This window comes from Arsenophonus nasoniae DSM 15247 (assembly GCF_000429565.1).
In the GTDB taxonomy this organism is placed as follows: Bacteria; Pseudomonadota; Gammaproteobacteria; order Enterobacterales; family Enterobacteriaceae; genus Arsenophonus; species Arsenophonus nasoniae.
Genome location: NZ_AUCC01000164.1, coordinates 1 through 2,934 on the forward strand (window position 1 = coordinate 1; position 2,934 = coordinate 2,934).

Here is a 2,934-nt window from a genome sequence, read left to right on the forward strand (position 1 = left end):
TAATGGGTGAAGCAGGGCCGGAGGCCATTATGCCACTGACCCGAGGGCGGGATGGTTCGCTAGGTGTACGGTCACTAGGGGATTCATCGCAGACACCAGGTAATACAGCGGTTCATATCCATCAGGTAATTAATGTGATGGGAAATGGCGATAAAGTCATTGGAGAAATAACCCAACGCGCAGCAAAACAGGGAGCAGATGATGCCATTGCACGCATTCAGCGGGATTTCGCCACCAATGGTCGAACAAGAAGATTATTAGGAGGTTAAGATGGCGGTAATGGAATGGCCGGAAAATATCATCCCTTCGACTATGAACTGGCAACTAGTGAGTAACAGCAAAACGTTTACGTCAACGTTTACCGGAAGTGTTCAGACGGTGCGTTTCCCTGGGAGTCGTTGGCGGTGCAGCTTAACTTTCAATAACCTTACTGAGGATAAGTCACGTGAACTTGAAGCGTTGGCTGCTGAGCTTGACGGTGAAAGTGGGCGAATAAAAATATACAACTGGATACGAAAAGGCTTAACGGGCAGAAGAGAGCCGGTAGTCAGCGTTGCTAACCAAACGGGGAGAATACTGCAAACCAAGGATTGGCTCCCCAGTTCAATTGTGATGAGAAAAGGCGATTATCTGACGGTGAATAACGAACTTAAAATGGTGACGAATAATGTAACCAGTGATGTCAAGGGGAATGCTGCCATACCCATTTCACCGATGTTGCGATACGCGCCTAAAATAAATGATAAAATAGAAACCCGTTCACCGTTTGGTATTTTTAAGTTAACGACCAATGACCAAGGAAATTTCCAGTATCGACCTGGCGTGTTTTCGACCGTCACCTTAGCATTTGAGGAGGCGCTTTACTAATGCTTTATCATCCCTTTTCAAACAACATGGTAAAAGCGATAAATGAGAACTATGAGCTTGTTATCGCCGCCCGTTTAGATTTAAAATCCGGTGTGACGCGTGCGCATACTGGTGTCGGCAATTTAGTTATTGCAGGTGAGCTTTATCAAGGTGTGGGTCAATTTGGCAAAGTGGAACAGGTTAAGGAACAAAACAATACCAGCCCACAACAACTCATCTTGTCACTGTCAGGGTTTGACTCGTTGTTGATTGGCGATGTTATGAATGAGCGCAGTCGAGGCCGGAATGTACGGCTAATGCTGGTTGCTATCAACCAGGAAGGGAAGCCTGAAATTGCAGAGGTGATATTCGCGGGTCAAATCTCAAACATTGGCGTGACGACAGGCGAAGAGAATGCGGTTGCAGTGACGGTATCCAATCGGTTTGAGCGCTGGTCCATGGGGTTACCGGACAGATTCACGGATGAGTCATGGCGCAAACGGAAAAGTGACGACCGTATCTTCAGATATGTGGCGCAAATGGCTGAGCGGGCGATTTATTGGGGCAGTAAAAAAGATGCGCCCGCTTTTGTGTATAGGTGAGGTTTGAGCAAAGATTAATTCACACTATGCTCATGAATGTTTTTTCTAATAGTAGGACAAACAATGAAAAAATTATTGTTGTGGGTTATCCCGACACTATTTTCAGGCGCGGTAATGGCAAAGGCGGGTGAGAGTACGCTCTCTTTTGGGTATTTGAATGTGAAATCGGGTGGAGTCAAAGACCAGGTTAATTTACTTAAAGATAACGCAAAGAAAGCGAGTGATGAAATTAATAGTCATTTTGGCAAACCGGCAATCCTTTCCTCAGATAGTTATCATGATTTAGGCGGCGCTTTTATGCGCTATCGGTATGAAATTGATGACGAATGGGGTGTAATCGGTTCAATTGCCTATTCTACCCAGGATTATAATGCCACTGCAAAGGCGGATAAAAATGATAAAAAAGATAGAATACATGCTACGGGTAAAGTAACCGGTGATTATGTTTCTTTGATGGTAGGCCCCACTTATCGCGTTAATGAATATGTCAGCCTTTATGGATTAATCGGTGGCGCCTATAAGAAAGCTTCTTATGAATCGAATTCACAAGAGTTCAGAAATGATAAATTAGTTAATAGCGCTAAATATTCAAATTCAGATAACAAAACACAGTTAGCCTATGGGGTTGGTATGCAAGTCAACTTCTGGCAAGGGGCAACTTTAGATGTGGGCTATGAACGTTCAGGCAGTGGCGAGTGGAAAACAGACGCTTTTACCATAGGTTTAGGGTATAAATTCTAATGCGACATCCAGACTGGGCAACCAGACTACCAGATACCCTAAGGGCGGCGATGAGTCGCCCTTTTTCATGGGGCGAACATGACTGTTGCTTGTTTGCCGCTGACTGTGTGATGGCCGTTTGTGATTTTGACCCTTGCTCAGAAATTCGCGGGCGTTATCGTTCAAAAGCGGGGGCATTACGGGTATTAAAAAATAAATTTGGCAGTTTACAACAGGGGGTAAGTCGTTTTTTCAACACAATACCCGTTGAACAGGCAAGGCGTGGCTATGTGGTGATGTTTGAGGGAGATGAAGGGCTAACACTGGGTGTTTTATGGGCAAATAAGATTTGGGCGGTGACGGATATTGGCGCAAGGCCGGTTGATAAAATTCCTGTCAGGGCATGGAGAGTTGAATAATGGGCAAAACCGTCACAAGCGTAATCGGTGCAGGGTTGATGGTCGCTGGCGTACTGGCAACGGGCGGCTTAGGATTGGCGTTGATTGCTGCGGGAATGGCCGTTCAAACCGCAGGCTCACTGCTGTTTCAGCAAAAGCCGCCGGATGGATATCGTGACCAGGCAGAACGTAAACAAATATTGCGCTCGTCGACGGCGTCAGAAACGGTGATTGTAGGTAAAACGGTTTGTTCGGGGTTATTATTTTTTGCCGAAACAAAAAAAATCAACGTGCCTGTTATAGGGGGGTTAAACTTCATACTGTAGTGGTCTAATAAAACTGTAGAGATTTATAGCTTATAATTAAGC

General features: G+C 45.2%; 5 protein-coding genes and 1 pseudogene. All 6 read left to right on the forward strand.

Going from position 1 to position 2,934, the window contains the following annotated elements; genetic code table 11:
* Positions 1 to 269: pseudogene (locus G468_RS24950) on the forward strand (phage tail tape measure protein); the annotation flags it as partial.
* A gap of 1 nt (position 270) precedes the next feature.
* A complete protein-coding gene (locus tag G468_RS0116790) occupies positions 271 to 867 on the forward strand; it encodes a hypothetical protein (protein WP_026824014.1) in 597 nt (198 codons plus the stop codon).
* Complete coding sequence (locus G468_RS0116795; RefSeq protein ID WP_026824015.1) at positions 867 to 1,448, forward strand: hypothetical protein; 582 nt, start codon at positions 867 to 869, stop codon at positions 1,446 to 1,448. The genes G468_RS0116790 and G468_RS0116795 overlap by 1 nt, the downstream gene beginning before the upstream one ends.
* A 63-nt stretch (positions 1,449 to 1,511) precedes the next feature.
* Positions 1,512 to 2,189, forward strand: a complete 678-nt coding sequence (locus G468_RS21655; protein ID WP_051297181.1) for an Ail/Lom family outer membrane beta-barrel protein — start codon at positions 1,512 to 1,514, stop codon at positions 2,187 to 2,189.
* Positions 2,189 to 2,587, forward strand: coding sequence for a DUF6950 family protein (locus G468_RS0116805; protein ID WP_026824016.1), 399 nt, complete (start codon positions 2,189 to 2,191; stop codon positions 2,585 to 2,587). The genes G468_RS21655 and G468_RS0116805 overlap by 1 nt, the downstream gene beginning before the upstream one ends.
* A complete protein-coding gene (locus G468_RS0116810; RefSeq protein ID WP_026824017.1) occupies positions 2,587 to 2,892 on the forward strand; it encodes a hypothetical protein in 306 nt (101 codons plus the stop codon). Before G468_RS0116805 ends, G468_RS0116810 begins: the two co-directional genes overlap by 1 nt.
* Positions 2,893 to 2,934: the final 42 nt, after the last annotated feature.